Origin of the sequence: Streptomyces cellostaticus (genome assembly GCF_001513965.1) — a bacterium.
GTDB classification, from domain to species: domain Bacteria; phylum Actinomycetota; class Actinomycetes; order Streptomycetales; family Streptomycetaceae; genus Streptomyces; species Streptomyces cellostaticus.
This window is the reverse complement of the sequence record NZ_KQ948015.1, coordinates 160,132-186,374: the sequence shown is the minus strand read 5'-3', so window position 1 is coordinate 186,374 and position 26,243 is coordinate 160,132. Positions and strand designations below refer to the sequence as shown.

The 26,243-nt window shown below is 71.5% G+C and carries 20 protein-coding genes and 1 pseudogene; 12 read left to right on the top strand and 9 right to left on the bottom strand.

What is annotated here, in order from left to right; all coding sequences use genetic code 11:
- Positions 1 to 82: 82 nt before the first annotated feature.
- The gene (locus AQI88_RS00810) at positions 83 to 1,237 is read left to right on the top strand and encodes a CapA family protein (RefSeq protein ID WP_066990084.1); all 1,155 of its coding nucleotides are present in this window, start codon (positions 83 to 85) and stop codon (positions 1,235 to 1,237) included.
- On the opposite strand, the gene AQI88_RS00805 is transcribed toward AQI88_RS00810, so the two are convergent.
- Positions 1,238 to 2,662, bottom strand: coding sequence for an amino acid permease (locus tag AQI88_RS00805; protein ID WP_066990081.1), 1,425 nt, complete (start codon positions 2,660 to 2,662; stop codon positions 1,238 to 1,240).
- A 520-nt stretch (positions 2,663 to 3,182) separates the two neighbouring features.
- Positions 3,183 to 3,653, bottom strand: a complete 471-nt coding sequence (locus AQI88_RS00800; protein WP_066990078.1) for a universal stress protein — start codon at positions 3,651 to 3,653, stop codon at positions 3,183 to 3,185.
- 89 nt (positions 3,654 to 3,742) lie between these two features.
- Here AQI88_RS00800 and lysX point away from each other — a divergent pair, with 89 nt between their 5' ends.
- A complete protein-coding gene (gene lysX / locus AQI88_RS00795) occupies positions 3,743 to 7,021 on the top strand; it encodes a bifunctional lysylphosphatidylglycerol synthetase/lysine--tRNA ligase LysX (RefSeq protein WP_079057330.1) in 3,279 nt (1,092 codons plus the stop codon).
- Here the strand turns inward: lysX and AQI88_RS00790 are convergent.
- Entirely contained in the window at positions 6,966 to 8,396 is a 1,431-nt protein-coding gene (locus AQI88_RS00790; protein ID WP_066990076.1) for an MFS transporter, read from the bottom strand. The genes lysX and AQI88_RS00790 overlap by 56 nt on opposite strands.
- A 230-nt stretch (positions 8,397 to 8,626) precedes the next feature.
- Here AQI88_RS00790 and AQI88_RS00785 point away from each other — a divergent pair, with 230 nt between their 5' ends.
- The gene (locus AQI88_RS00785) at positions 8,627 to 9,460 is read left to right on the top strand and encodes a polysaccharide deacetylase family protein (protein ID WP_066990073.1); all 834 of its coding nucleotides are present in this window, start codon (positions 8,627 to 8,629) and stop codon (positions 9,458 to 9,460) included.
- 32 nt (positions 9,461 to 9,492) lie between these two features.
- Here the strand turns inward: AQI88_RS00785 and AQI88_RS00780 are convergent, their stop codons facing one another.
- The gene (locus tag AQI88_RS00780; RefSeq protein ID WP_066990070.1) at positions 9,493 to 10,164 is read right to left on the bottom strand and encodes a class F sortase; all 672 of its coding nucleotides are present in this window, start codon (positions 10,162 to 10,164) and stop codon (positions 9,493 to 9,495) included.
- A 648-nt stretch (positions 10,165 to 10,812) separates the two neighbouring features.
- Between AQI88_RS00780 and AQI88_RS47375 the strand changes: the two are divergent.
- Positions 10,813 to 11,214, top strand: a pseudogene (locus tag AQI88_RS47375) (hypothetical protein); the annotation flags it as partial.
- 93 nt (positions 11,215 to 11,307) lie between these two features.
- Here AQI88_RS47375 and AQI88_RS00770 read toward each other — a convergent pair.
- Positions 11,308 to 12,072 (bottom strand): bestrophin-like domain, encoded by a 765-nt coding sequence (locus tag AQI88_RS00770; protein WP_066990064.1) that lies wholly within the window; start codon positions 12,070 to 12,072, stop codon positions 11,308 to 11,310.
- 32 nt (positions 12,073 to 12,104) lie between these two features.
- Entirely contained in the window at positions 12,105 to 12,233 is a 129-nt protein-coding gene (locus AQI88_RS48410) for a hypothetical protein (RefSeq protein WP_279616516.1), read from the bottom strand.
- 816 nt (positions 12,234 to 13,049) lie between these two features.
- On the opposite strand from AQI88_RS48410, the gene AQI88_RS00765 reads away from it, so the two are divergent.
- From AQI88_RS00765 to AQI88_RS00755, 3 genes are all read left to right on the top strand, one after another.
- Complete coding sequence (locus AQI88_RS00765; protein WP_066990061.1) at positions 13,050 to 14,027, top strand: SCO0930 family lipoprotein; 978 nt, start codon at positions 13,050 to 13,052, stop codon at positions 14,025 to 14,027.
- A gap of 276 nt (positions 14,028 to 14,303) precedes the next feature.
- Complete coding sequence (locus AQI88_RS00760; RefSeq protein ID WP_066990059.1) at positions 14,304 to 15,116, top strand: SAM-dependent methyltransferase; 813 nt, start codon at positions 14,304 to 14,306, stop codon at positions 15,114 to 15,116.
- Positions 15,113 to 17,257 (top strand): putative bifunctional diguanylate cyclase/phosphodiesterase, encoded by a 2,145-nt coding sequence (locus AQI88_RS00755; protein WP_066990058.1) that lies wholly within the window; start codon positions 15,113 to 15,115, stop codon positions 17,255 to 17,257. The genes AQI88_RS00760 and AQI88_RS00755 overlap by 4 nt, the downstream gene beginning before the upstream one ends.
- A gap of 120 nt (positions 17,258 to 17,377) precedes the next feature.
- Here AQI88_RS00755 and AQI88_RS00750 read toward each other — a convergent pair whose 3' ends face one another.
- The gene (locus AQI88_RS00750; protein WP_066990057.1) at positions 17,378 to 18,262 is read right to left on the bottom strand and encodes a LysR family transcriptional regulator; all 885 of its coding nucleotides are present in this window, start codon (positions 18,260 to 18,262) and stop codon (positions 17,378 to 17,380) included.
- Positions 18,263 to 18,382: 120 nt separating this feature from the next.
- Between AQI88_RS00750 and AQI88_RS00745 the strand changes: the two genes are divergently transcribed.
- The 5 genes from AQI88_RS00745 (at position 18,383) to AQI88_RS00725 (ending at position 23,647) form a co-directional block, all read left to right on the top strand.
- The gene (locus AQI88_RS00745) at positions 18,383 to 19,054 is read left to right on the top strand and encodes a succinate dehydrogenase (protein WP_066990054.1); all 672 of its coding nucleotides are present in this window, start codon (positions 18,383 to 18,385) and stop codon (positions 19,052 to 19,054) included.
- 2 nt (positions 19,055 to 19,056) lie between these two features.
- Positions 19,057 to 21,006, top strand: coding sequence for a fumarate reductase/succinate dehydrogenase flavoprotein subunit (locus AQI88_RS00740; RefSeq protein WP_066990051.1), 1,950 nt, complete (start codon positions 19,057 to 19,059; stop codon positions 21,004 to 21,006).
- The gene (locus tag AQI88_RS00735; protein ID WP_066990048.1) at positions 21,003 to 21,752 is read left to right on the top strand and encodes a succinate dehydrogenase/fumarate reductase iron-sulfur subunit; all 750 of its coding nucleotides are present in this window, start codon (positions 21,003 to 21,005) and stop codon (positions 21,750 to 21,752) included. The genes AQI88_RS00740 and AQI88_RS00735 overlap by 4 nt, the downstream gene beginning before the upstream one ends.
- A gap of 276 nt (positions 21,753 to 22,028) precedes the next feature.
- Entirely contained in the window at positions 22,029 to 22,802 is a 774-nt protein-coding gene (locus AQI88_RS00730) for a GNAT family N-acetyltransferase (protein WP_066990045.1), read from the top strand.
- On the top strand, positions 22,802 to 23,647 hold the full coding sequence (locus AQI88_RS00725; protein ID WP_066990042.1) for a lysophospholipid acyltransferase family protein: 846 nt from the start codon (positions 22,802 to 22,804) through the stop codon (positions 23,645 to 23,647). Before AQI88_RS00730 ends, AQI88_RS00725 begins: the two co-directional genes overlap by 1 nt.
- Here the strand turns inward: AQI88_RS00725 and AQI88_RS00720 are convergent.
- Positions 23,623 to 25,962 (bottom strand): ATP-binding cassette domain-containing protein, encoded by a 2,340-nt coding sequence (locus AQI88_RS00720; protein WP_066990040.1) that lies wholly within the window; start codon positions 25,960 to 25,962, stop codon positions 23,623 to 23,625. The two genes, AQI88_RS00725 and AQI88_RS00720, sit on opposite strands and share 25 nt — an antisense overlap.
- Before the next feature lie 69 nt (positions 25,963 to 26,031).
- Positions 26,032 to 26,223 carry an antitoxin gene (locus AQI88_RS00715; RefSeq protein ID WP_066990038.1) on the bottom strand — a complete coding sequence of 64 codons (192 nt, stop codon included), beginning with the start codon at positions 26,221 to 26,223 and terminating at the stop codon, positions 26,032 to 26,034.
- Between the last annotated feature and the right edge of the window lie 20 nt (positions 26,224 to 26,243).

Genomic DNA, 26,243 nt, shown 5'->3' with positions numbered 1-26,243 from the left:
ATTGTTTGCGTGGAAGGCCGTATTCATACCCATATGCCCATCAAGGCGTTGTCGGTAAATACGACGATCCCGGGGTGAGCTGATGATCGGACGAAGGCACCAGGTGGCACTGGCCGTGACCGCGCTCCTTGCCGCAGCGGCCGCCTGCCAGAACCACCAGCGGCAGGAGGCCGCCGCTCCGGGCCGTCCGGCGCCGGCCGTCGCCCGCAGCTTCACCCTGGTCGCCTCCGGCGATGTCCTGCCGCACAACGCCGTCAACGACCGGGCCGGCTACGACGCCGGCGGCACCGGCTACGACTTCCGCCCGATGCTCTCCGGCGTCGAACCCCTCGTACGCCACGCCGATCTGGCGCTGTGTCACATGGAGACTGTCTACGGCGCGGCCGGCACCTCCACCGGCGGCCGTCCGGACGTCATGTCCCCACCGCAGATCGCCGAAGGCCTCGCCGCGACCGGCTACGACGGCTGCTCCACCGCCTCCGACCGCGCCCTGGACGACGGCGCCCCGGGCCTTGGGCGCACCCTGGACGCCATGGACCGGGCCGGCCTCGCACACTCCGGAACCGCCCGCACCGAGGCCGAGGCCCACTCGGTCACGATGCTCCAGGCCGGCCCGGCCAAGGTCGCGCACCTCTCGTACACCTACGGCACCGGCGACGGCCCGCTGCCGGCCGGACAGCCCTGGGCCGTCAACCTGATCGACGCGGACCGGATGATCGCCGACGCCCGCGCCGCCCGCCTGTCGGGCGCCGACGTGGTCGTGGTCTCCGTGCACTGGGGCACCGAGTGGCAGGACGCCCCCGACCGGCTGCAGGTCGACCTCGCCCAGCGCCTCACCGCCTCGCGCACGAACGGCCGACCGGACATCGACCTGATCCTCGGCACCCACGCCCATGTCCCGCAGGCGTACGAGAAGGTCAACGGCACCTGGGTGGTCTACGGCCTGGGCGACCAGATCGCCGGCGAGATGTTCAACGACAAGGGCGTGCGGGACTCGCGCGGCAACGAGTCCACGATCGGCCGCTTCACCTTCTCCCCGCCCACGGCTCCCGGCGGCCGCTGGTCGGTCACCCGGGCCGAGTTCATCCCGCAGACGTACGACCTCGACGCCGGCCGGGTGATCGACCTCAACGAGGCGATCGCCCAGGGCTCCGACCTGGAGGGCGTGCGCGACCGCATCAGGGACGTCGTCCTCAGCCGCGGGGCCGCCGCGGACGGGCTGGCCATGGGGGATTGATCACTCGGCGGGCTGCCGCCCGGCCAGCGCCGAGCGGCGGTAGGAGTAGCCGAAGTAGATCACGCAGCCGATCACGAACCAGACGGCGAACCGCACCCAGGTCTGCCACTGCAGAAACGTGATCAGCCAGATCGAGAAGACCACACCCAGCGCGGGCACGAACGGCATCCAGGGGGTGCGGAAGGTACGCGGCAGCTCCGGCTGGCGGTAGCGCAGCACGATCACCGCCACGCACACCACCACGAACGCCAGCAGGATGCCGATGTTGGTCAGCTCCGCCGCCTCGCCGATCGGCAGGAACCCGGCGATCACGGCCGACGCCGCCCCGACGATCCACGTCACCCGGGTCGGCACGTGCCGCGTCGGGTGCGTCTTGGCGAACCACCTGGGCAGCAGCCCGTCCCGGCTCATGCTGAACCACACGCGGGTGACGCCCAGCATGAAGGTGAACATCACCGTGCAGATGCCGATGATCGCGCCCACCGCGATCACGTCCGCGAGCTTGTGCAGCCCCACCGACTTGAACGCCGAGGAGAAGCCGCTCTCCGGGTCGATGTCCTTGTAGTTCTGCATGCCGGTCAGCACCAGGCAGGCCGCCACGTACAGCACCATCGAGATCGCCAGCGAGTAGATGATGGCCTTCGGCATGTGCCGCTGTGCGTCCTTGGACTCCTCGGCCGCGGTCGACATGGCGTCGTAGCCGAACACCGCGAAGAACACGGTCGCCGCGCCCGTGAACGCGCCGCTGATGCCGAACGGGAAGAACGGGTGGTAGTTCGCGGTGTCGATGTGGAACATGCCCACCCCGATCACCAGCAGCACCACCAGCACCTTCAGCGCGACCACGAACGTCTCGAAGCGGGCCGCGGTGCGGATGCCCATGGTGAGCAGCCAGGCGATCAGCAGACACAGCACGGCCGCGAACAGGTCGACCCGGTGCCCGTGCCCGGTGCCGGGCGCGCCCAGCATCCAGGCGGGCAGGTTCGCGCCCAGCTCCTCGACCAGGAAGCCGAAGTATCCCGAGATGCCGATGGCGACCACGGCGACGATCGCCGTGTACTCCAGCAGCAGGTCCCAGCCGATGAACCAGCCCGCGAACTCGCCGAGCACCGCGTAGCCGTACGTGTACGCCGACCCCGCCTTCGGGATCAGCCCGGCGAACTCGGCGTACGACAGCGCCGCGCAGGCGCTCGCCACGCCGGCGATCAGGAACGACACCAGCACCGCGGGCCCGGCCGTGCCGTTGGCCACCGTGCCGGCCAGCGTGAAGATGCCCGCGCCGATGATGCCGCCCACGCCGATCGCGGTGAGCTGCCACAGCCCGAGCGACCTGTCCAGCCGGGGGCCCTCGCCGACTTCCGTCTCCTCGATGTGCTCGATGGGTTTGCGGCGGAGAATTCCTTCACCTGCCAGGATCTTGGCCATACGCCTCACCTCTTCACCGACGGCAAACGGCTGACGGCGGATCATGATGGCTCAGGGGAGACACCCAGGGAAGACGCCACGCACGGCCCGGACGGGTGTCCATGTGCGGGAGGCGCCGCAGATCGACGTGGTGCCGGTCGACGGCCTGATCATGGCCACCTCGCCGGTGCTCCGGGTCTTCATGCCCGGCCCGCCCGCCGGCCACCCGGTACGGTCGCCGCCGGGTCCTGCTCACCACCGGCACGCTGCGCGCGATCCGGTCGTCCGGTCTCGCCTTCGTCCGCCCCGGCGTGCCCGGCCTGCTGCTGGCGACGGCGGTCGAGGCAGGCTTGATCACCTGCGCGGGGGTGTTGAACCCGTTCTCGCCGATGAGCGCCCGGAGCCGACCCCGGCCGACCGGGTGGCCCGTACCCTCGCCGCCTGGTCGGTCCCCGGCAGGCCACGACCGCCGCCCTGGCCGCCCTCACCGGCCCGCGCACCGCGCTCGGCCCGGCCGGGGCCCTGCTGCTCGGCCGGCAGGCTACGGAACGACCGTCACGGGCCACCGCCCCGCCTTCACCAGCCGGACCGCCACCGAGCCGACGATGCGGTGCCCGGCCTGCTCCGAGGCGCCCACCACCACCGCGTCCGCCTTGAGTTCGTCGGCCGCCTTCACCAGGCCGTTGTAGGCGTCGCCGCGGAAGGTGTGGAACTCCCAGCGCACCTCGAATATCCCCTTGAGCCGTTCGGCCGCCTCCCGGATCTGCGCGATCAGATCCTCGGCGATCTCGTCGGTCGTCTCCGCCACCGGCGCCCCGAGCGCCGCCCCGGCCGCGAGCACCGGCTGCACGTACACCACGGCCAGCAGCGCGTGCTGCCGCCGGGCCAGACCGGCCGCGTAGGCGGCCGCCCGCAACGAGGAGTCGGAGCCGTCCACCCCGACCACGATGACCTTCGGCCCGTCCGTGCCCCGCTCGAACTGGTGCGCGTGCTGTTCGTGCTGCTCCGTCACATCCCGAGGCTATCGGAACCGGCGCTTCCCACCGAGGCCCGGGCCCGCTCGACGGGCGAGCCGCGCGCGCCCTTCCTACAGTCGGAACCATGACTGCCACCGCCGGGCCGGCCGCGCGAAGGGATGCCACGGACCCGGTACGCCCGCCCGCCGGCAGCCGCCTCGGCTGGGTGCCCGAGGCCTTCGGGACCCTCTTCGCCGCGCTCGGCCTGCTGTGCGCCCTGCTCGCGTTCTTCGCCCCGCTGCGCCGCCTGCTGCGCCCGGTCGTCCGCATCCTCGACCTGTTCCTGATCCCCATCAGCGCCAACCTCGCCTACGCGGTCTTCCTGTTCCTGCTGGCCGCCGCCACCGCGGCCCGCAAGAAGGCCGCCTGGTGGCTGGTCGTCGTCTACCTGGGCCTGCTGCTCCTCACCGACGTCCTCGGTGTGGCCCTCGGCCAGTACGCCGAGTCGCTGCCCTCCCTCGTGCTGTGCGCCCTGCTGCTGCTCCTGCTGGTGGTGGCCCGGGGGGAGTTCTACGCCGCCTCCCGCCGGGGTGCCGTGTGGCGCGCACTGGGCGTGCTGCTGGCCGGTCTCGCCGTGGCGATCGTCGCGGGCTGGGGCCTGGTCTCGCTGTTCCCGGGCACCCTTCCGGAGGGCCAGCACCTGGCCTGGGCGGCCGACCGGGTGTGCGGCGGACTGGTCTCCAACAGCTCGTTCGACGGCCGCCCGCCGCGCCGGGTCACCTTCCTGCTCGGCCTGTTCGGCGCGCTCGCCCTGTTGAACGCCGCCGCCGCGCTGTTCCGTTCGCAGCGCCTGGAGGCGGCCCTGCACGGCGACGAGGAGGCCCGCATCCGCGCCCTGCTGCGGGCCTACGGCGCTCGGGACTCGCTCGGCTACTTCGCCACCCGCCGGGACAAGGCCGTCGTCTTCTCCGCCAGCGGCAAGGCCGCGGTCACCTACCGTGTCGAGGCCGGTGTGTGCCTCGCCAGCGGCGACCCCGTCGGCGACCCGGAGGCCTGGCCGCACGCCATCGCCGCGTGGCTGGACGTGGCCCGCCGGTACGCGTGGGCACCCGCGGTGATGGGCGCCTCCGAGGACGGCGCCCGCGCCTTCGCCCGCGCCGGGCTCGGCGCCCTCCAGCTCGGCGACGAGGCGATCCTGCACGTGCCCGGATTCGACCTCGACGGACGCGACATGCGCGTCACGCGCCAGGCCGTGCACCGCGTCCGCCGCACCGGCGCGACCAGCCGCATCCGCCGCCACGCCACCCTCACCGACCACGAGATGGAGGAGATCGTCGACAAGGCCGACGCCTGGCGGGACACGGAGACCGAACGCGGCTTCTCCATGGCCCTGGACCGGCTCGGCGACCCCACCGACGGCGACTGCCTGCTCGTGGAGGCCCTCGGCGAGGACGGCCGGCTCCTCGCCCTGCTCTCCTTCGTGCCCTGGGGACGCGACGGCGTCTCCCTGGACCTGATGCGCCGTGACCGCAGCGCCCCCAACGGGGTCATGGAGTTCATGGTCGCCGAACTGTGCGCGGCCGCCCCGAAACTGGGGGTGCACAGGATCTCGCTGAACTTCGCCGTCTTCCGCTCGGTGTTCGAGGAGGGCGCCCGCATCGGCGCCGGACCCGTCCTCAGACTCTGGCGCCGGCTGCTGCTGTTCTTCTCCCGGTGGTGGCAGCTGGAGGCCCTCTACCGCTCCAACGCCAAGTACCACCCCGAGTGGTACCCGCGCTTCATCTGCTACGGCGAGACCGCCTCCCTCGCCCGCATCGGCCTCGCCTCCGGCATCGCCGAAGGATTCGTCTCCGTACCGTCCTTGCGCAAACTCTGGGGAAAGGGGCACCCGAAGACGGGGCAGCGGCCCGCCACCACCGAGGGCCTGCCGTCCCTGACGGCGCTGGGTCTCGACGGAGGGGACGAGGCCGGGCCCGCCGCCCCGGACGCGGGCCTGCCCGACCAGGTCCGCGTCCGGCACCGCAAACTCGACCGGCTGCGCGCCGCCGGCACCGACCCCTACCCGGCCGGCGTCCCCGCCCCCACGCACGCCCTCGCCGACGTCCCGTCGGGCCAGGAGGTCATCGTGGCCGGCCGCATCATGCTGGTCCGTGACTTCGGCGGGATCGTCTTCGCCGTCCTGCGCGACTGGTCCGGGGACCACCAACTGGCCCTGACCCGTGACGCATGCGGACCCGCCCTCGACCGCTTCCGCGCGCACACCGACATCGGCGACCACATCACCGCCACCGGCCGCGCGGGCCTGAGTGACCAGGGCGAGCCCACCGTCTTCGTCACCTCCTGGCAGCTGACCGGCAAGTGCCTGCACCCGCTGCCCGACAAGCGACGCGGCCTCGCCGACCCCGAGGCCAAGGTCCGCCGCCGCCATCTCGACCTGGTGACCAGCCCGGCCGCCCGCAGCGTCGTCCGCGCCCGCTCCACCGCCGTACAGGCCCTGCGCCAGGGCCTGCTGGACCGCGGCTTCCTGGAGGTCGAGACCCCGATGCTCCAGCAGATCCACGGCGGCGCCAACGCCCGCCCCTTCACCACCCACATCAACGCCTACGACCTCGACCTGTACCTGCGCATCGCGCCCGAGCTGTACCTGAAGCGGCTGTGCGTGGGCGGCCTGGAGAAGGTCTTCGAACTGGGCCGCACCTTCCGCAACGAGGGCGTCTCCTACAAGCACAACCCCGAGTTCACGATGCTGGAGGCCTACCAGGCGCACGCCGACTACGACGTGATGCTCGACCTGACCCGCGAGCTGATCCAGGGCGCCGCCGTCGCTGCCTTCGGCTCCCCGGTCGTCCGCAAGGAGGGCCAGGAGTACGACATCTCGGGGCAGTGGCCGGTGAAGACCGTGTACGGGGCGCTCAGCGAGGCGCTGGACGAGGAGATCGGCCCCGGCACCGAGCTGCTCAGGCTGCACCGGCTGTGCGACCGCGCGGGGGTGCCGTACACCGCCGACGACGGCCCGGGCGACGTGGTCCTGGAGATGTACGAGCGGCTGGTCGAGGAACGCACTCGGCTGCCCACCTTCTACAAGGACTTCCCGACCGACGTCTCCCCGCTGACCCGGCAGCACCGCGCCGACCCGCGGCTCGCGGAGCGCTGGGACCTCGTCGCCTTCGGCACCGAACTCGGCACCGCCTACTCCGAACTGACCGACCCCGTCGAACAGCGCCGCCGGCTGACCGAGCAGTCCCTGCTGGCGGCCGGTGGGGACCCCGAGGCCATGGAACTCGACGAGGACTTCCTCGACGCCCTCGAGTACGCGATGCCGCCGACCGGCGGGCTCGGCATCGGCGTCGACCGGCTGGTCATGTTCCTCACCGGCCTGACGATCCGGGAGACCCTGCCGTTCCCGCTGGTGCGCCGTCGCTAGCAGCCGGCTCCGGGGCGGCTGCCCGCAGGCTCTGCCGGGGCAGCGTCAGCAGGGCGACCGCCGCGGCGGTCAGGGACAGGGCCACGCCCAGCTCGAAGCAGTCACGGACACCGTCTGCCACGACGGCGTTGTACGCCTGGAGACTGCCGCGGGCCGGGGACGTCTGCTTCTGCACGACCGTGACGATGCCGACGAACAACGACACGCCCAGGCCGGCGCCGAGCTGCCGGGACGAGTTCAGTCCCTGTGGCAGCGCCCCGCTCCCGGACCGGGCGAAACCCACGGGCAGGGCGAGCACCCCGCAGCCGAAGGCGACCAGCAGCAGCGGCAGCAGCACATCGGCGAAGTGGAAGGCGCTCTCCCGGCTCAGCAGGACGAACCCGACGGCCGCCACACCGCAGGCCCCGGCCACCGCGGCACCGAGACCCATGCGTGCCGCGAGGGCGGGCAGCACCAGCCACCCCAGCACCACCCCGGCGACGGCGGACAGCAGGACCCAGCCGACCTGCATCGGGGACAGACCGCCGAGCATCTGCAGGGCCAGGGTGAGGACGAAGAGGACACCGGCCAGACAGGATGCCAGCAGAGCCACCACCGTGTACGCGCCGAACGCCGCCCGCTGCCGGTACAGCCGGGCCAACAGCGCCGGCACCCCCTCGCCCCGGCCGAGCAGGCCCAGCGAGGACGGCACCAGCGCGCCGGCCACGGCGACGACCATGACCGTGGTAGGGGACACGCTCCGGTCACCGAACCAGTCGGCGAACCAGGCCAGGAAGCCCAGCGGGACGACGCCCAGTGCGGCACGGCCCACCCGGACGCGGGCCCCCGGCACGGGCGCGGACTCGGTGAGCGCCACCGGCGTCAGCAGCAGGAGCACCGCCCCGGCGACGGCCTGCACCCAGAAGACCGTCTCGCCCCGCATCGAGGCATCCAGCAGCATGGTGCAGGGCAGCAGCACCGCGGGCGGGGCACAGGCGACGACCGCGAAGTGCACGCTCAGCGCCCGGTCCCGGCCCGGCCCCTGCGGATGCGTGGAGTCGATCAGGGCCAGCGCACCAGCCGTGATCACCGCCGCTGCGACGCCCTGCACGGCCCGCGAGGTCAGCAGCACCTGGGCGTCCGACGTCACCGCGGGTGCCACGGCGGCGAGGCTCGACAGTGCGAGCCCGCCCATCAGCACCCGCCGTTGCCCGAACGCCTCGCCGAGTGCCACCGCGAGCACCGGCAGCGCGGCGAAACACACGCTGTACACGCTCAGCAGCCATGTCAGCCCCTCGAAGGACAGCCGCGACCGGACCTCGATCCACGGCAGCCCCACGGTGAAGACCGTGGTGTCGAAGACGACCAGCACCTGGGAGACGGCCAGCAGCACCACCGCCAGTCCCCTGCGCCGAAATCCACTTGTTCCCCCGTGTGTTCCCCCGTGCACGACCAACTCGGCTCGCCCCCGACTGCGTCATCAGATCCGTTCCTGCGGACTGATTGATTATCAGAAGCCCACCAGCGCCGCACCGCCGCCCCCGCCGCTCGGCCGAACGGGTGCATTCCCGCCGCGCACCGGTGTCGCTGAGCTGCGCCGCAGGCCTGCCGGGCGACTGATGAGTCATGCAGAAGGATCAGTTGTTCACGCGGCGCCGGATGCTGCTTGCCGGCGCCGCCGCCCTGGGGGCCGCGGGCACCGCGGCAGTCATCGTGGCCGGCAGCGAGGAAGCGGCCCGCTCCGCCGCCCCCGTCGCCGGCCCGCAGGCCCGCCAGGTGCTCAAACCCTCCGCCTTCCGGCTCCAGCCGCTCACCGGATACGGCCCGCCGCGCGCCGCACCGCGCAAGCTGAAGGTGCGCCACGAACCCATCCTGCGGATCTCCGGACGCGGCCGGCACATGATGCTGACCTTCGACGACGGCCCCCATCCGGAGTACACCCCGCACATCCTGGACACCCTCGCCGAGTACGACGTACGGGCGATGTTCTTCGTGTGCGGGGAGATGGTGGTCGAGAACAAGGAGCTGCTGGCCCGGATGGCCGACGAGGGACACGTGGTCGGGAACCACACCTGGACGCATCCGCTGCTGACCACCCTCGGCCGCAAGGAGATCCGCTGGGAGATGAAGCAGACCAGCGATGCCATCGAGGACGCCTACGGGGAGCGCCCCCAGTGGTTCCGTGCGCCGTACGGGGCCTGGAACCGCGCCGCCTTCCAGCTCGGCGCCGAGATGGGCATGGAGCCGATGGCCTGGACGGTCGACACGACCGACTGGATGACGCCCGGCACGCGCACCATCGTCGACCGGGTGGAGGACGGTGCCGCCCCCGGAGTCGTGGTGCTCTCCCACGATGCCGGGGGCGACCGTTCGCAGAGCGTCCGCGCCATCCGCCGGTATCTGCCCTATCTGCTCGACTCCGGATATCACCTCACCGTGCCGCGCCGCCGCATGTCCTGACGGGGCTTTCGCCCGCTCGGTGACGCGGCATCTCAGGTGACCGCGGCCAGGCGGGCGAAGACGACGACATTCCCGTCGTAGCCGTGCTGTTTGGAGAAACCGCCGCCGCAGGTGATCACCCGGAGTTCCGGCGTGCCCTTCGAGCCGTACACCCGGCCGCCCGGGAAACTGTTCTTCGCGAAAACCTCGACTCCGTAGATCTCGAACACCGCGGTCTTTCCGTCCTTGCGCGGGACCTCGACCCGGCTGCCCTTTTCCAGGGCCCCGAGTCCGTAGAAAACGGCGGGACCCTGTTTGTTGTCGACATGACCGACGACGACCGCGGTGCCCTTTTCCCCGGGGGCTACCGCGCCGGTGAACCAGCCCGCCAGGTTGGGGTCCTCCGGCGGCGGAGCACCGACCCAGCCCTGGTCGTCCAGGCCGACGGGCACGATGGGTGCGTCGACGTGGATGGAGGGGATCCGGACCCGGTCGGGCACGGAGAAGGGCAGCGGGGCGGGAGCGGCCGTGAACGTGCCCGGGGTGGCACGGGTGTCCGCGGCCGCCGCCGACGCGGGCTGCGGTGGCCCGACGTCGAATTCCCCGGAACCATTTCGAATGAGCGCCAGGCCGGTCAGCAGAACAAGCGCTATTACGCCCCAAGGGGCGCGCCTCCTGCGGCGCTCCTCCTCTTCGGCCAGCTCGGACAGCTCGGACGCAGACATTCGCCAACCCTTCTCGACGCGGCCGTCACCACGTCCCTCGCGCATGGGAAAACGCTAAGTCCCATGCGCGTGACGGGCGACGGGGCGACGGGCGAACGGGTGGCCCGTCACCCTCCCGGTGCGCCATCCGAGTTGCAGCCCAGAGGAATTTTCTGACGGTCCGTGACCTGCAATAATATCCGATTATGTGGTTTTCTCGCGGCGTGTCCGCTCACCAGGACGGACCATTCTCGACATGCGGGCGTGTTCCGCGCGTCTGAGGGTCTTGTCGGGAGGTGCTTTCTCGCCGATCGACCGGGAACCGGACCCGGTGTGCCTCCCGCGGAGGATCAGATGCAGAACCAACGTGCCCTGGCGGCCGCGTGCACCGCGGTCGCCGCGCTCGGGCTCGCCGCCCCCGTGGCTGTCGCGGACGGCATGGGCAACGGGGGCGGCTCGAACGACAACACCGTCATCACCATCCCCGGCACCGGCAATGTCGGCAACGGCATCGGGAACGGCATCGGAAACGGGAACGGCCTGGGGAACGGCTTCGGGAACGGGAACGGCCTGGGAAACGGAAACGGCAACCTCGGCCGGGGTGACAACGGACGGGGCGACAACTTCGGCCGGGGTGACAACGGGCGGGGTGACATCTTCGGCGACCGGGGCGACGGCAATCCGCGCAACATCATCGCCACGCCCGGCGTGATCGCCGCCGGCGGCCGGCTCACCGTCACCGTGGACGGCTGCCACGGCGGCACGGCATCCTCGCGCGCCTTCCGCACCATCTGGCTGGTGCCGATTCGCGACGACATCTCGCGGGGTGAGGCCATGATCGACCGGGACGCCCGTCCCGGCCACTACGACATCACGGTCAACTGCAACGGCCGCACCCTCACCCGCCCGGCGGCCTTCACCGTGCTCGGCGGCGTCCAGGGCGGTGTCGGCGGCAGCAGGACCAGCGGTGCCACGTCGACCGACATGGCCATCGGCGGCGGACTGGTGGCCGCGGCCGTCATCGGGGGTGGTGCGTTCTGGTTGCGGCGGCGCCACGAGAAGCGGATCTGACCTGGGCCCCGGATCCCGCAGCACGACGCACGCGGACGGGCCTTCGCCCCGGCCCCTTGCGGGAACCGGGGCGAAGGCCCGTGCGTGGTGCGGCTATCCCTTGATGTTCGGGAACAGGTTCAGGAACGGCTGGGCGGTCGCCGCGATGCCCCGGCTGTAGGGGGCGTCGAAGTCCCAGATGAGGAAGAGCATGAAGGCGATGGTCGCGGAGAACAGCCCGGCCAGGACCAACTCGCGCCGGGTGCGCCGGATCTGCAGCGCGAAGACCATGCAGACGGTGACGACCGCCCCGGCGAGCAGCCCGAACCACACCACGACCGGCATCGTCGGTCCGGTCGAGTCGGCACGCGCGTTGCGCGCCTGGTCGGCGGCGGCCATCTGGTCCAGCAGCGGCTGGTAGGCCTGCGCCTCGAAGTCGTTCTTCGGTTGGTAGTCCGTGACGTCGTGGCGGACCTGCGCCAGCAGTGCGGTGCCGCGCTCGGTGACCCGCTCGTGCCGGGTCATCGCCTTCCACTCGGTGGTCACGACCTGTCCGACATAGGCGTTGACGTCGTCCCGAATCCGGTCACGGACGTCCGGCGGGTAGACCCGCACCCGCTCGGAGATCTCGTGCAGCGCCTGGGCCTCGGCCTGCACATGGTCCTGGGCGGAGCTGCGCGCCTCCCACACACCCGCGATGGCCAGGCCCAGGACGATGGCGTACACGACACCGATCCACATCGTCATGTACTCGATGACGTCCGGGGTCTCGCTGGGATCCTCGTCGTCGGGCGCCCGCTTGTGCCGTACGAGGGTGATGACGACCACCACGGCACAGGCCCCCAGCATCGCGAGGACGAGAACAAGCCAATCCGACAACGGGTACCTCCAGAAAGTGGGCGGCCGGCACGTCAGCGCGGGCGCAGCGCCGCGACGGCGACGATCGCGGGGATGGTGATGAGCAGGACGTAGGTGACCGGCGTGGTGTGGGCGGGCGCGGTGTGTGCGGCCGGCCGGGGGTGGTACGCCGGGTAGGTCACCGGGGTCACGGAGAGCCGGGGACGGGGCTTGGGCGTCGGGGTGGGCTTCGGTTCCGGCGCCGGGGCGGGCGGCGGAGCCGGCGTCGCGGTCGGCGTCGGGGTCGGCGTCGGCCGGGGCGCGGGTGCCGGCGGAGCGGGCGGCTTCGGCCGCGGCTTCGGCGGGGCTTTCGGAGTGGGGGTGGGCCGCGGCTTGGGCGTCGGCTTCGGCTTCGGCGTTGGGGCGGGCGTCGGCGTGGGCATCGGCGTGGGGGTGGGCGTCGGCGTCGGCGGACACGGTGGCGGCGTGGGCGTCGGGCACGGTGGGAGTGGGGGTACCCCCTGCTCGAACGAAGTTGAGAGCTTGGGGGAGGGCCGGCGGTCGCCGCTTCCCGCCACGGCCACCGCCACCGTGCCGTCCGGGCCCGTCGAGGCGGACGCGCAGGCGTCGGCCGACGCGGTGCCGACCGGGCAGCCCACCAGGGTCCAGGTCAGGGTCAGGAGGGCCAACACCCGTGTGGCGGGGGCACATCGGGTCACTTCGGGTCCATGCACGTCGGAGATCATGAGGTGCCGGGCGCGGTCGCACGCCGGAGTGGGCCGGGATTGGCCCGAAAGAGGGATAAAAGGCGATCAATGGTTTGACGAGCAGAAGCCTCCCGGCTGGTCGATATGTACGCCCGTACGAGTCCCGTACGAGTCCCGGACGCGGGCCCCGTCACAGGATCCGGAAAGAAATTCGCCCGCCGGTTGAACACCGAGGCCCCTTCGCTGCGTACCCATGACCGTGCGGCGGCACGGCAAGCGCTGCAATATCCAGGCGAATTTGGGGAGTTGACGATGAAGACCTCCTGGCGGACCGCCGCACTGGTGGCCACAGCCGCTTCGGTGCTGGCGCTGACGACGGCGTGCGGTCAGGACAACAGCACCACCCCGGCCTCGGCGGCCCAGAACGTCGGGGCCACGGCCGCGGCGGGCCAGTACGGCAACCCGGGCAGCACGACCGGCACGGGCACAGGCACCGGTGCGGGCAACGGCTACGGCGCCGACGGCAACCAGAGCTCCAGCTCCCCGACCCCGGCCGCCCCCGCGGGCAAGCTGACCGTGGCCAGCAACCCCGACCTGGGCAATGTGCTGACGGACGGCTCAGGCCTGACCCTCTACCGGTTCGACAAGGACACCGCCAACCCGCCCAAGTCGAACTGCGAGGGCGACTGCGCCACCACCTGGCCGCCGGTCCCCGCGGACGACGCCTCTGCGGGCGCCGGCATCGACAAGTCCCTGCTCGGCGAGGTCACCCGTCCTGACGGCACCAAGCAGCTGACCGTGGGCGGCTGGCCCGCCTACCGCTACGCCAAGGACGTCAACGCCGGCGACGTCAACGGCCAGGGTGTGGGCGGCAAGTGGTTCGCGCTCGCCCCCAACGGCAAGAAGGCCACCCTGTCCTCCCTGCCCGGTCTGTCCGTCCGCAAGGACCCCAAGCTGGGCGACATCATCGTCGACAAGAACGGCAGGACGGTCTACCGCTTCCTGAAGGACAAGGCGTGGCCGAAGGTCATCTCGAACTGCACCGGGGCCTGCCTGGAGAAGTGGCCCGCGGTCGCCCCGGTCAAGGCCGACGACACCCAGGGCGTCCAGAAGAAGGGGCTCATGGGCTTCACCCGGCCCGACGGGGCGAAGCAGATGACGGTCAACTGCTGGCCCATCTACACCTTCTCCGGGGACAAGGCTCCCGGGGACACCAACGGTCAGGGCGTGGGCGGCACGTGGTATGCCGTCGCGCCCGACGGCAAGCCGGTCGGCGCGCCGGGCAAGTAGAGATCACCTCCCCAGGGTCGATCGCCCCGCCCACCGGCGCCTGACCGAAGGTCCGCCCCCTCCGCACCGCACGGAGGGGGCGGACCGTTGTGTCAGGCGGCGTTCCGTCCTGCCGGACGGCTGTCACACAGCGGGGTCACATGGGCACTTGCCGCAGGCAGTGACCGGGAACGGATGGTCAATTTCCGTTTCGGGTCGCTCCTTTGCCGGGCGATCAGTAGCCTCAGCTCGAACACCGGATCGCCTGTCCCTGTCGCCCACGCCTTGGAGAGATACATGGAGCGTCCCGCCTGGGCGCCACGGAGCATCGACATCTCGGTGCCGAGCGTCTCGCGTATCTACGACTACTACCTGGGCGGATCGCACAACTTCGAGGTTGACCGGGAAGCGGCCCGCAAGGCGATGGAGTTCATGCCGGGCCTGCCGAAGATCATGCAGGCCAACCGGGCGTTCATGCGCCGGGCCGTGCGCTTCGCGGCCGAGGAGGGCATCACCCAGTTCCTCGACATCGGCTCGGGCATCCCGACGTTCGGCAACGTCCACGAGGTGGCCCAGGCCGCCGTACCGGGCGCCCGGGTCCTCTACGTCGACCACGATCCGGTGGCGGTGGCGCACAGCCAGGCGGTGCTGCGGGGCAACGAGGCCGTCGACGTGGTCGCCGCGGATCTGTGCAAGCCCCAGGAAATCCTCTCCAGCCCGGGGCGGGAACGTCTTATCGACCTGAATCGGCCAGTCGCCGTCCTTCTCGTTGCCATACTGCACTTCGTGGAAGACGTGGACGACCCCTACGGTGCGGTGGCGGAGCTGCGCGAGGCGCTCGCGCCCGGCAGCCTGCTGATCCTCACCCATGCCTCGTACGAGGGAATCCCGTTGCCGCCGGAGCGGGCCGAGGGCGTGGTGGACGTATACAGGGACATTCGCAACCCGCTGATCATGCGCTCGCGCGACGAGATCGCGCGGTTCTTCGAGGGGTACGACATGGTGGAACCCGGACTGGTGCCGATGCCGCACTGGCGCCCGGAGTCGGCGCCGGAGGACGAGGATCCGTATGCCTTCTCCGGATTCGCCGGCGTGGGGCGTACGGCGTGAGCGCGGAGCCGGACGGGCCGGAGGGCAGACTGCGCCGGCTGACGACGATCTGGAGCCGGTCCCTCTTCCCGGTCACCTCCACGTCGCTCACCCGTGCGGAGTTCGAGGAGGAACTCCTGCCGCTCGCACACCGGTTGAGCAGCCTGCTGCGGGCCCGCAGCTTCGACGCCGAGGAGGCGAAGGCGGTCGGTGCCGCCCTGGTCGAGGCGCACTGCACCGATCCCGAGGCGCTCACCCGCACCCTGGACTGCGTCGACGCCTATCTGGTCCTCTACTGCGGCGAGGACGGCCCCCAGGACGAACTGCGCATGCGCTCCTCGCGGTTGCAGCACGCGATGGCCGCCGGGTACGCGCAGGCGCTGCGTGAACGTACGCTCGCCGAGCAGGAGGCCATCGCCCAGGCCGCGTTGCGGGCCCAGGGCGTGGTGGCGCAGGCGCTGCATGCCAGCGAGGCCCGGTTCCGCGCCGTCTTCGAAGGCGCGGCGATAGGAATCGGCATCGCCGACCTGGACGGCAACGTACTCCAGGTCAACAAGGCGCTGCTGCGCATGTTCGGGCTCTCCGAGCAGACGCTGCGCGGCCGCCGGGTCTTCGACTGGACGCACCCCGAGGACGCTCCCCAGACCTGGAAGCTCTACGACGAGCTGGTGCGCGGTGGGCGCGAGCACTACCACGTGGAGAAGGCCTTCAACCGGCCCGACGGCACGGTCCTGTGGACCAATCTGACGGTCTCCCTGCTGCGCGACCCCGACGGCAACCCGCAGTACCAGCTGGCGCTCATGGAGGACACCACCGAACGGCGCCTGCTCCACCTGCGGCTGCGCTACGAGGCCACGCACGACGCGCTCACCGGACTACCCAACCGTACGCTGTTCTTCGAGCGCCTGGAGAAGGTACTGGGCGCGGGCGAGGGGCAGCGCTTCGGCCTGTGCTACCTCGACCTGGACGGCTTCAAGACCATCAACGACAGCCTAGGCCACGCGGCCGGCGACCGGCTGCTGGTGGAGGTCGCCGACCGGCTCCAGTCCTGCGCGACCGCGCCCGGCGAGATGGTCGCCCGGCTCGGCGGCGACGAGTTCGTGGCCCTGACCACGGGGCCCGGCACCGAGCGCAAGGTCGACGAACTCGCCGAACGCATCATGAACGCGCTGACCACCCCGGTCAGCATCGACGGCCGGGACCTGCTGGTGCGCGGCAGCCTGGGCATCGTCGAGGGCCCGGCGGGCGAACGCACCGCGGCGGAGATCCTCCGAAGCGCCGACATCACCATGTACCGGGCCAAGTCGGCGGGCGGCAACCGCTCGGAACTCGCCGACGCCGAGGCCGACGCCCGCGCGATCACCCGGCACGGCCTGACCACCGCCCTGCCGACGGCCCTGGAGCGCGGCGAGTTCTTCATCGAGTACCAGCCCCTGGTCCATCTCGGCGACGGCAGCGTCCGCGGCGCCGAGGCGCTCGTGCGCTGGCTGCACCCGCAGCACGGCGTCCTCGGGCCCGACCGCTTCATCCCGCTCGCCGAGCACACGGGCCTGATCGTCCCGCTCGGCCGCTGGGTCCTGGAGGAGTCCATCCGCCAGGCCCGCGAATGGCGAGAACGCTACGGCGAACAGACGACCGCCGGCCCTCTGCGCATCAACGTCAACCTGTCGCCCTGCCAGCTCAGCCATCCCGGCCTGGTCCAGGACACGGTGGACATCCTCGAGCGCTCGGGCGTCACGCCGGAGGCCCTCTGCCTGGAGGTCACCGAGTCGGCCCTGATCGGCGCCGACGACGATCTCCTCAAACCGCTGCGCCGACTCGCCGAGATGGGCGTCGACATCGCCCTGGACGACTTCGGCACCGGCTACTCCAACCTCGCCAACCTGCGCCGCCTCCCGGTGAGCATCCTCAAACTGGACCGCTCCTTCACCCGGGGCATGCAGCAGTTCCCGGCCGATCCCGTCGACCTGAAGATCGTCGAGGGCATCGTCTCGCTGGCCCACAGCCTCGACCTCGCGGTGACCGTGGAAGGCGTGGAAACGGGCGCCCAGGCCGAGCAACTGCGCATACTGGGCTGCGACACCGCCCAGGGCTGGTACTACGCCCGCCCGGGCCCACCGGAGCGCCTGCACGACCTGGCGCTGGTGGACGCGACGGGGTGAACTTTTCAAGGAGGCGCAGCGCAGTTCCCTGAGAGGCGCCGGGAACTGCGCGAGCAACCACGACGGCGGAAAAGCCCGAAACGGCGCTTCAGAGGCAGACGCACCCGGCGACACACACCGTCACCGCTCAAGCAACATCCGCTGCAACTCCCGCGCAGCCCGCGGCGGCGCCACGTCACTGCGGTGAGCCAACGCAATGGTCCGGTGCAGCCCCGGCCGAGCCAACGGAGTCACCCGCAGACCGTGCCCGGATCTGGTCGCCACCATCCGCGGCACCACGGCCACTCCGAGCCCCGCCCGCACAAACCCCAGCACCGCGTCCATCTCGCCCCCCTCCACCGCGAAGTCCGGCTCGAACCCGGCGGAGCGGCACGCGGCCACCGTCAGTTCGCGCAGGTCGTACCCGTGCCGGAACATCACCAGCCGCTCGCCCTCCAGACCGGCGATGTCCACCGCCCGGCCTCCTCGCCCCGGCGCCGGCATCTCCGGCGAGGACACCACCACGAGGTCCTCCCGCAGCAGCTCCACCGTCGTCAGCGCGGGCGCGGGCGTCGGCAGCGGCAGCACGACCAGGGCGAGGTCCAGGGCGCCGCGCGCCAGCTCCCGTACGAGGTCGTGCGACCCGCCCTCCTCGATCAGCAGCTGGATGCCGGGGTAGCGGTCGTGGAAGGCGCGCAGGACGTCGGGCAGCAGGCCCGTGCACAGGCTCGGCGTCGCCCCCAGCCGCACCCGCCCGCGCCGCAGCTGCACCAGTTCCTGCACCTCGTGCCGGGCCGTGTCCGCGTCGGCCAGGATCCGCCGGGCCAGCGGCAGCAGGGCCTCGCCCGCGTCGGTGAGCGTGATGTTGCCCCGGGCGCGCAGGAACAGGTCGGCGCCCAGCTCCCGCTCCAGCGCCTTGATCTGCTGGGAGAGGGAGGGCTGGGCGACATGCACGAGTTCGGCGGCCCGGGTGAAGTGCCGGGTCTCGGCGACGGCCACGAAGTACTGGAGCTGCTGGAACTGCATGGCTTCACGATAGCTCCTGCCTATTGAATCCAGCTGGACCATGTCTTGGACCGATGGGGCCGGTTGGCCCTAGCGTCTTATGCCATGGCTCTGGCAACGCGGACGGACCGACGGCCGTCCATGGCGCGCACCGTGTGGGACAGCACCGTCGGCAAGAAGACAGTGATGGCCGTCAGCGGCGTGATCATGCTGATGTACCTGGTCGCCCATGTGATCGGCAACCTGAAGATCTTCTTCGGCCCGGAGGAGTTCAACCACTACGGCCACTGGCTGCGCACCGTCGGCGAACCCTTCATGCACTACGAGTGGACGCTCTGGCTCATCCGCGTCGTGCTCGCCGGCGCCGTCGTCGCACACGCCGTCTGCGCGTACCAGCTCAGCCGCCGCGACATCAAGGCGCGCCCGAGCAAGTACGTGCACAGGAAGCCGCAGGCGAGCTACGCGACGCGCACCATGCGCTGGGGCGGGATCATCCTCGGCCTGTTCATCGTCTGGCACGTCCTGGACCTGACCACCGGCACCGTGCACTCCGGCGGCTTCCAGGCGGGCCACCCGTACCAGAACGTGGTCGACACCTTCTCCACCTGGTACGGCAACGTCATCTACATCGTCGCGATGCTCGCGCTCGGCCTGCACATCCGGCACGGCTTCTGGAGCGCCGCCCAGACCCTCGGCGTGGGCAGCCGCGCCCGCGACCGCGCCCTGAAGACCATCGCCGACGTCCTCGCGCTGCTGCTCACGGCCGGCTTCATCGCCGTACCCGTGGGCGTCATGACCGGAGTGGTGAGCTGACCATGACCTCGTACACCGACTACACGACCGGGGAGCCGGCCGTCGACAGCAAGGCTCCCTCCGGCCCCGTCCACGAGCGCTGGGACAAGCGCCGCTTCGAGGCCAGGCTGGTCAACCCCGCCAACCGGCGCAAGCACACGATCATCGTCGTGGGCACGGGCCTGGCCGGCGGCGCGGCGGGCGCCACCCTCGCCGAACAGGGCTACCACGTCGTCCAGTTCTGCTACCAGGACTCTCCGCGCCGGGCCCACTCCATCGCCGCCCAGGGCGGTATCAACGCGGCGAAGAACTACCGCAACGACGGTGACTCCATCCACCGCCTCTTCTACGACACCGTCAAGGGCGGCGACTTCCGCGCCCGCGAGTCCAACGTGCACCGTCTCGCGCAGATCTCTGTCGAGATCATCGACCAGTGCGTGGCCCAGGGCGTGCCGTTCGCCCGCGAGTACGGCGGCCTGCTCGACACCCGCTCCTTCGGCGGCGTCCAGGTGTCCCGTACGTTCTACGCCCGCGGCCAGACGGGTCAGCAACTGCTGCTGGGCGCCTACCAGGCGCTGTCCCGGCAGATCGCCGCAGGCAACGTGGAGATGCATCCGCGCACCGAGATGCTGGACCTGATCGTCGTGGACGGGCGGGCACGCGGCATCGTCGCGCGGGACCTCGTCACGGGGAAGACCGACACGTACGTCGCCGACGCCGTCGTGCTCGCGAGCGGCGGCTACGGAAACGTCTTCTACCTGTCCACGAACGCCATGAACTCCAACGCGACCGCCGTCTGGCGGGCGCACCGGCGCGGTGCCCACTTCGCCAACCCCTGCTTCACACAGATCCACCCGACCTGTATTCCGCGCACCGGCGACCACCAGTCCAAGCTCACCCTGATGAGCGAGTCGCTGCGCAACGACGGCCGGATCTGGGTACCGAAGGCCAAGGGAGACACCAGGCCGCCGAACCAGATCCCCGAGGACGAGCGCGACTACTACCTGGAGCGCATCTACCCCTCCTTCGGCAACCTGGTCCCACGGGACATCGCCTCCCGTGCCGCGAAGAACGTCTGCGACGAGGGACGGGGAATCGGCCCCGGCGGGCAGGGTGTCTACCTCGATTTCGCCGATGCGATCCGGCGCATGGGCCGGGCGGCCGTCGAGGCCAGGTACGGCAACCTCTTCGACATGTACCAGCGGATCACCGACGAGGATCCCTACGAAGTGCCGATGCGCATCTACCCGGCCGTGCACTACACGATGGGCGGCCTGTGGGTCGACTACGACCTGCAGACCACCGTCCCGGGCCTGTTCGCGATCGGCGAGGCCAACTTCTCCGACCACGGCGCCAACCGGCTCGGCGCCTCGGCGCTGATGCAGGGCCTGGCCGACGGCTACTTCGTCCTGCCGGCCACCATCAACGACTACCTCGCCCGCAACCCGCACCAGGACCCGGTGACCCCCGAACACCCGGTCGTCCAGGAGATGCTGGCCGACACGGAGGACCGGCTGAACCTCCTCCTGGCCGTCGACGGCGACCGCACCCCCGACTCCTTCCATCGTGAACTGGGCGAGCTGATGTGGGAGTTCTGCGGCATGGCCCGCACCGAATCCGGGCTGCGCAAGGCGCTGGAACGCATCCCGCAGATCCGCGAGGAGTTCTGGCGGCGCATCAAGGTGCCGGGCACCGGCGAGGAGTTCAACCAGTCGCTGGAGAAGGCCAACCGCATCGTCGACTACCTGGAGCTCGCCGAGCTGATGTGCCTCGACGCGCTGCACCGCGCCGAGTCCTGCGGCGGCCACTTCCGCGAGGAGTCCCAGACCCCCGAGGGTGAAGCCGCCCGCCGGGACGACACGTTCGCCTACGCAGCGGCCTGGGAGTTCACCGGCACGGGCGTCGCCCCGACCCTGCACAAGGAAGACCTGGTCTTCGAGTACGTCCACCCCACCCAGCGGAGCTACGCATGAAGCTCACCCTGCGCGTCTGGCGGCAGAAGAACGCCGACGCCGACGGCGCGATGTCCACCTACGCGGTGGACGGCATTTCGTCGGACATGTCCTTCCTGGAGATGCTCGACATCCTCAACGAACAGCTCATCCTCTCCGGGGAGGAGCCTGTCGCCTTCGACCACGACTGCCGCGAGGGGATCTGCGGTGCGTGTTCGCTCGTCATCAACGGCGAGGCGCACGGTCCCGAGCGGACCACCGCCTGCCAGCTGCACATGCGGTCCTTCCAGGACGGCGACACGATCGACATCGAGCCCTGGCGGGCGTCGGCGTTCCCGGTGATCAGGGATCTGGTCGTCGACCGGTCCGCGTTCGACCGGATCATCCAGGCCGGCGGCTACGTCACCGCGCCCACCGGGTCCGCGCCGGAGGCGCATGCGACGCCGGTGCCGAAGGCGGACGCCGACTTCGCGTTCGAGCACGCGGAGTGCATCGGGTGCGGGGCGTGTGTGGCGGCGTGTCCCAACGGGGCGGCGATGTTGTTCACCTCCGCCAAGATCAACCATCTGAATGTGCTGCCGCAGGGGGCGCCGGAGCGGGAGACGCGGGTGCTGGACATGGTGGCGCAGATGGATTCGGAGGGGTTCGGGGGGTGCACGCTGACGGGTGAGTGTGCGACGGCTTGTCCCAAGGGGATTCCGCTGGTGTCCATCACGAGCATGAACAAGGAGTGGCTGCGGGCTGCCCGGAAGGCGGGGAAGAGGTAGCGCCGCCGGGAAGTGCGGGTGCGTGGGGGTTGCTCGCGCAGTTCCCCGCGCCCCTTGGGGCGCGCTGCAGGTGACGTTCGCCGAAAAGTGGGCGGACGGGCGGGACCGGGAGAGGTGCTCATCCCGGTCCCGTCTGGCATGTCCGGCGGACGCCGAACCCCGGCATTCAGCAGCCGCACACCCAGGTGTCCCGCGCCGGTCACGCCGAGGCCAGCCGGTCGCGGAAGAAAGCAGGTGCAGATTTCCTCATGCTTCCGCTCGGCGCAGGAGACCTCCATGACCGCCATGCCCGCCTCGCCCCCCGCCCTCGCCGCCCCGCCCGGCGGCTCCGGTTACCTGGTGTCGCTCGCCCGTGACCAGGACGACGTCCGGGCCGCGCAGCGCCTGCGCCACCTGGTGTTCGCCGGGGAGATGGGCGCCCGTCTCGACGGCCCGGAGCCGGGCCTGGACATGGACGCCTTCGACGCGTACTGCGACCACCTCCTCATCCGGGACGGCCGCACCGGCGAGGTCGTCGGCACCTACCGGCTGCTGCCGCCCGAACGCGCCGCGGTCGCCGGCCGCCTGTACTCCGAGGGCGAGTTCGATCTGGCCCCGCTCGACGGGATCCGCTCCGGTCTGGTCGAGGTCGGCCGCTCCTGCGTGCACCCCGACCACCGCGACGGCACGGTCATCGGCCTGATCTGGGCCGGGATAGCCCGCTACATGGTGGACCGGGGCCACGAGTGGCTGGCGGGCTGCTGCTCGGTGCCGCTCGCCGACGGCGGCACCCTGGCCACCGGTGCCTGGGAGCGGGTGCGCGCCAAGCACCTGGCGCCGGAGGAGTTCCGGGTACGGCCGCTGCGGCCGTGGATCCCGAACGCCGAGGTCCCGGCCGGACACAGCGATCTGCCGGCCCTCCTGCGCGGCTACCTCCGCCTCGGCGCCTGGGTGTGCGGGGAGCCCGCCCACGACCCGGACTTCGGGGTCGCCGACCTGTACGTGCTGCTGTCGATGCGCCGGGTCAACGCGCGCTACCTGCGGCACTTCCTCTCCCTCGTGCCGGCCTGATGAGCGTCTGGCTGCCCGTCGCGCCCTGTACTCCGGGCGCCTGCGTGGAGCCGGCCGGTTCCGCCACGGCCGTACCGCGCGCCGTGCTGCGGCTCACCGCGGTCGCACTGCTGGTGCTGGCCGGGATCCTGCTCTCCCCGCTGGGCGGGAGGATCCCCGCCGAGTGGGTCAGGCGGTGGTGCCGCATGGTCGTGCGGGCCATCGGGGTACGGGTCCGTGTCACCGGCGCCGCCGCACCGACCGGCGGACTGCTGCTGGTCGCCAACCATGTCTCCTGGCTGGACATACCGCTGCTCGCCGCCGTACGGCCCGCCCGGATGATCGCCAAGACCGAGATCCGCCGGTGGCCCGTGGCGGGCGCCGTGGTCGCGCGGGGCGGGGCGCTGTTCATCGAGCGTGACCGGCTGCGCGCCCTGCCCGGCACGGTCGCCCGGATCGCGCAGGCCCTGAGCCAGGGGGCGGCGGTGGTCGCCTTCCCCGAGGGCAGCACCTGGTGCGGGCGGGCCCACGGCCGTTTCCACCGGGCCGTCTTCCAGGCAGCCCTGGACGCGGGCGTGCCCGTACAGCCGGTCCGGCTGCGCTACCGGCAGGACGAGGGAGGGACGAGCACCGCGGCCGCGTTCGTCGGCGAGGACACCCTGCTCGCCTCCCTGTGGCGGGTCGCCCACGCGCGGGGCCTGGTGGCCGAGGTGGAGGTGTGCCCGGCGATACCGCCCGGAGCCCATCGCGACCGCCGTGCCCTCGCCCGTGCCGCCCAGCCGGTCACCCCCGAGCCCGCCTGGACCCATGCGGCCCTGCTGGCCCCGCAGGCTTCCCGATGTCAGGGCATGACCCGGGCCAGGTAGGGCGCCGTGGCGCTGCCCTCCGCCCGCGCCACCCGCTGCGGCGGCCCGGCCGCCACGATGCGCCCGCCCCGGTCGCCGCCGCCCGGCCCCAGGTCGATCACCCAGTCGGCCTCCGCCACCACCGTCATGTCGTGCTCGACCACGACGACCGTGTGCCCGGCGTCGACGAGCCCGTGCAGCCGGTCCATCAGCACCTCGACGTCGGCCGGGTGCAGCCCGGTCGTCGGCTCGTCCAGCAGGTAGAGGGTGTGCGCGCGGCGGCCGCGCTGCAGCTCACTGGCCAGCTTGATCCGCTGGGCCTCCCCGCCGGACAGCTCGGTGGCGGGCTGGCCCAGACGCAGATAGCCGAGGCCCACGTCGAGGAGCGTGCCCAGGCTGCGGGCCGCGGCCGGGACGTCCGCGAAGAACGCGGCCGCGTCCTCGACGGTGAGGTCGAGGACCTCCGCGACGTTGCGCCCCCGGTACGACACCTGGAGGGTCTCGGGGTTGTAGCGGGCACCGCCGCACTCCTGGCACGGTGCGTACGTGCTCGGCAGGAACAGCAGCTCGACGCTGACGAACCCCTCGCCCTGGCAGGTCTCGCAGCGCCCTCCCGCCACATTGAAGGAGAACCGCCCGACGCCGTACCCGCGTTCGCGTGCCGCGTCGGTGGCGGCGAACACCTTCCGTACGACGTCGAACAGGCCCGTGTACGTGGCGAGATTGGAGCGCGGAGTGCGCCCGATCGGCTTCTGGTCCACCCGGACCAGACGGCCCACCCCGGCCGGTTCCTCCGTCAACTCGCCGATGAGCGTGGACTTCCCGGAGCCGGAGACACCGGTGACGGCGGTGAACGCACCGAGCGGGAACTCGGCCGTCACCGCGCGCAGGTTGTGCCGCGTCACCGGGCCCACCGTCAGCCAGCCGCGCGGCTCGCGGACCTCACGCGCCGGGCCCGGGGCCTCGTCGAACAGATAGCGGGCCGTGGCCGACTCCTCGGTCGAGGCAAGCTCGGCCACCGGGCCGCTGTACAGCACCCGCCCGCCGTGCTCGCCCGCGCCGGGACCCACGTCCACCAGCCAGTCGGCGCCGCGCACCACCTCCAGGTGGTGCTCCACCACGAACACCGAGTTGCCGGCCGTCTTCAGCCGGTCCAGCACCGTGAGCAGGGCCTCGGTGTCCGCCGGGTGCAGTCCGGCCGACGGCTCGTCCAGCACGTACACGACACCGAACAGCCCCGAGCGCAACTGGGTGGCCAGCCGCAGCCGTTGCAGCTCGCCCGCCGACAGGGTGGGGGCGGCCCGGTCCAGGCTGAGATAGCCGAGGCCCAGCTCCACGACCGGCGCGATCCGGGACCGCAGGTCCTCGGTGAGGACACGGGCGGTCTCCGAGCCGCCGTGGAGCAGCCCGGCCAGGTCGGTCAGCGGCAGTGCGGCCAGTTCGGCGATGGTCCGGCCGCCGAAGGTCACCGCCAGGGCCTCGGGTCGCAGCCTGCTGCCGCCGCACACCGGGCAGGGCGCACTGGTCAGAAAGCGCTCGGCCTTCGCCCGCAGCGTGGCGGACTTGGTGTCGGAGAACGTCTTCATCACATACCGGCGCGCGCTCATGTACGTGCCCTGGTACGGCCGTTGGATCCGGTCGGCGTCCCGGACCGGATGGACGGTGACGACCGGCTGCTCGTCCGTGAAAAGGATCCACTCCCGCTGCTCGGCGGGCAGCTCGCGCCAGGGCCGGTCCACGTCGTACCCGAGCGCGTCGAGGAGGTCGCGCAGGTTCTTGCCCTGCCAGGCGCCCGGCCACGCGGCGATCGCGCCCTCACGGATCGACAGCGAGGGGTCGGGGACCAGCAGTTCCTCGGTGGTGCGGTGCACCTGGCCGAGACCATGGCACTGGGGGCAGGCACCGGCCGCCGTATTGGGGGAGAACGCGTCCGAATCGAGCCGTTCGGCTCCGCGCGGGTAGTCGCCGGCGCGCGAGAACAGCATGCGCAGGGAGTTGGAGAGGTTGGTGACCGTACCCACCGAGGAGCGCGAGGTGGGGGCCGAGCGGCGCTGCTGGAGGGAGACCGCGGGCGGCAGCCCGGTGATCTCGCCGACCTTGGGGGCCCCGACCTGGTGGATCAGCCTGCGCGCGTACGGCGCGACCGACTCGAAGTAGCGTCGCTGTGCCTCGGCATAGACGGTGCCGAACGCCAGGGACGACTTCCCCGAGCCGGACACGCCGGTGAACACGGCCAGTACGTCCCGAGGGATGTCCACGTCGACGCCCTTGAGGTTGTGCTCGCGGGCGCCGCGGACACGGACGTAGGGGTCGTACGGATCGTGGGGGCTGTGCATCGGGCGGACACTCCGTACGGGCCTGTCGGGCGGGGACAAACTCCGCGATTCTAGCCCGCCGGGCCCCGGCTACGGATGCGGAGGGATGTCCCGCTCCTGGTTTCCCAGCTCGTCCTTCAGCTGCTGCTGGGCCGTGTCGACCTGGGACTGGTACTTGTTCCCGGTCCGCTCGTCGAACGCGTCGCCCGCCTTGTCGACGCCCTGCCGGGCGGTGTCCTCGTGGCCCTTGAGCAGGCCCTTGAGCTTGTCCAGCATGGACATAACAGCCCTCCTCGCGGCTT

Coding starts and splice junctions, on each gene's coding strand:
- AQI88_RS00810 (WP_066990084.1), top strand. CDS start 83: ATGATCGGACGAAGGCACCAGGTGGCACTGGCCGTGACCGCGCTCCTT.
- AQI88_RS00805 (WP_066990081.1), bottom strand. CDS start 2,662: ATGGCCAAGATCCTGGCAGGTGAAGGAATTCTCCGCCGCAAACCCATC.
- lysX (WP_079057330.1), top strand. CDS start 3,743: ATGACTGCCACCGCCGGGCCGGCCGCGCGAAGGGATGCCACGGACCCG.
- AQI88_RS00785 (WP_066990073.1), top strand. CDS start 8,627: ATGCAGAAGGATCAGTTGTTCACGCGGCGCCGGATGCTGCTTGCCGGC.
- AQI88_RS00780 (WP_066990070.1), bottom strand. CDS start 10,164: ATGTCTGCGTCCGAGCTGTCCGAGCTGGCCGAAGAGGAGGAGCGCCGC.
- AQI88_RS00765 (WP_066990061.1), top strand. CDS start 13,050: ATGAAGACCTCCTGGCGGACCGCCGCACTGGTGGCCACAGCCGCTTCG.
- AQI88_RS00760 (WP_066990059.1), top strand. CDS start 14,304: ATGGAGCGTCCCGCCTGGGCGCCACGGAGCATCGACATCTCGGTGCCG.
- AQI88_RS00750 (WP_066990057.1), bottom strand. CDS start 18,262: ATGCAGTTCCAGCAGCTCCAGTACTTCGTGGCCGTCGCCGAGACCCGG.
- AQI88_RS00745 (WP_066990054.1), top strand. CDS start 18,383: ATGGCGCGCACCGTGTGGGACAGCACCGTCGGCAAGAAGACAGTGATG.
- AQI88_RS00740 (WP_066990051.1), top strand. CDS start 19,057: ATGACCTCGTACACCGACTACACGACCGGGGAGCCGGCCGTCGACAGC.
- AQI88_RS00735 (WP_066990048.1), top strand. CDS start 21,003: ATGAAGCTCACCCTGCGCGTCTGGCGGCAGAAGAACGCCGACGCCGAC.
- AQI88_RS00730 (WP_066990045.1), top strand. CDS start 22,029: ATGACCGCCATGCCCGCCTCGCCCCCCGCCCTCGCCGCCCCGCCCGGC.
- AQI88_RS00725 (WP_066990042.1), top strand. CDS start 22,802: ATGAGCGTCTGGCTGCCCGTCGCGCCCTGTACTCCGGGCGCCTGCGTG.
- AQI88_RS00720 (WP_066990040.1), bottom strand. CDS start 25,962: ATGCACAGCCCCCACGATCCGTACGACCCCTACGTCCGTGTCCGCGGC.
- AQI88_RS00715 (WP_066990038.1), bottom strand. CDS start 26,223: ATGTCCATGCTGGACAAGCTCAAGGGCCTGCTCAAGGGCCACGAGGAC.